A 1,390-nucleotide genomic window follows, 5' to 3' on the forward strand; every position below is an offset into this window, starting at 1 on the left:
ACGGCCACGGCGGTGGTGAGGGTGGTGTCCATGAGGCGTCCTCCTGAATTTTCTCGAAAGGGATGGTGGCGAATCAGCCGAGACCCATGAAAGCATTCACCAACTCGCCCCGGAAGGGCTTTCCGGGAATTTTCCGAAAGACTTTCCATGCCCTTTTCGGGGCAGCATTCAAATCCGGCCCGGAATGATTCTGGGCCGGTTTCGAGAAAGGGTTTAGAAGTGGCTGATTTCCTTTCCGGCCTGGATGACGCACTGGCCGGGTACGCGGAGCTGGTGCCGGCGGGGGAACTGGTGCCCTCGGTGGAGGCGCTGACCGGGCGGTTGCGCGAGGTGGCCCGGCGCGCGCCGGGGTTGTGCCGGATGCGGCGGATCGGCAGTTCGCGGCAGGGGCGGGCGCTGGACGTGCTGTCGGTCGGGGCGGGGCGGCGGCCGGTGCTGGTGGTCGGCGGCCCGCACCCGAACGAGCCGGTCGGCTATGCCACGATCGCGTTCCTGGCCGAGCTGGTGGCGAACCGCCCGGAATTGCGTGACGGCATGTCGTGGCATTTCCTGCCGTGCGTGGACCCGGACGGCGCCGCCCTGAACGAGAAATGGACGAGCGCCCCGCTCGACCTGCACACCGAGCACCGCCATTTCTTCCGCCCGGCCTTGGCGGAGCAGCCGGAATGGACTTTCCCCATTCCCTGGCGGGGCGGGGTCCACCGGTTCGGCCTGCCGGAGCAGCAGGCGCTGGCCGACCTGGTGGACGAGCTGGAGCCGGCCGCCGTCGTGAGCCTGCACAACGCCGAGTTCGGCGAGCCCTTCTTCATTCTGAGCCGGGACGTGCCCGGCCTGGCGGCCCGCCTGGCCGCGGTCGCCGCGCGCAGCGGCCTGCCGGTCGGCGAGGCCGCCCCGTCGGACGTCGCCGGGTGGCCGGTCCTCGGCGCCGGCGTCTACCGCATGCCGCCGATCGAGGAACTGGTGATCCGCGACCACGACCGGCAGGCCCCGACGTACGGCGCGCACCTGACCCACCACGCCGCCCGGCACGGGTCGCTCACCCTGCTGCCGGAAGTCCCCCGCTGGCACACGGCCACGCGCTTCCACGACAGCCCGCCGACCACCCTGACCGCCCTGGCCCGGGCCCTGACCGGGGAGAGCGAGGAGGTACAGCGGCTGCTGGAGCAGGCCGGCCCTCACGACGACTCGTTCGCGCGCGCCGCCGCCGACACCCTGGCGGTGGCCGACTCCGTCACCCACGCCTGGCTTCGGCGGGCCGAGGACACCACCCCGGTCACGGGCGTGGAGCTGGCCGAGGCCCACTACGCCCGGGTCGTCCTGACGCTGCGCTCGACCGCGATGGCCCTGCGCTCCGCCACCGAGGCGCAGCCCGGCCGGGCGGCACCGCACG

1 protein-coding gene is annotated in these 1,390 nt (G+C 72.1%); it reads left to right on the forward strand.

Going from position 1 to position 1,390, the window contains the following annotated elements; all coding sequences use genetic code 11:
* Positions 1 to 219 precede the first annotated feature (219 nt).
* On the forward strand, positions 220 to 1,390 hold a 1,171-nt coding region (locus ACLWS4_RS37080), incomplete at its 3' end, for a M14 family zinc carboxypeptidase (RefSeq protein WP_416876433.1).

The sequence above is a fragment of the Kitasatospora sp. SC0581 genome (assembly GCF_048159585.1).
In the GTDB taxonomy this organism is placed as follows: Bacteria; Actinomycetota; Actinomycetes; order Streptomycetales; family Streptomycetaceae; genus Kitasatospora.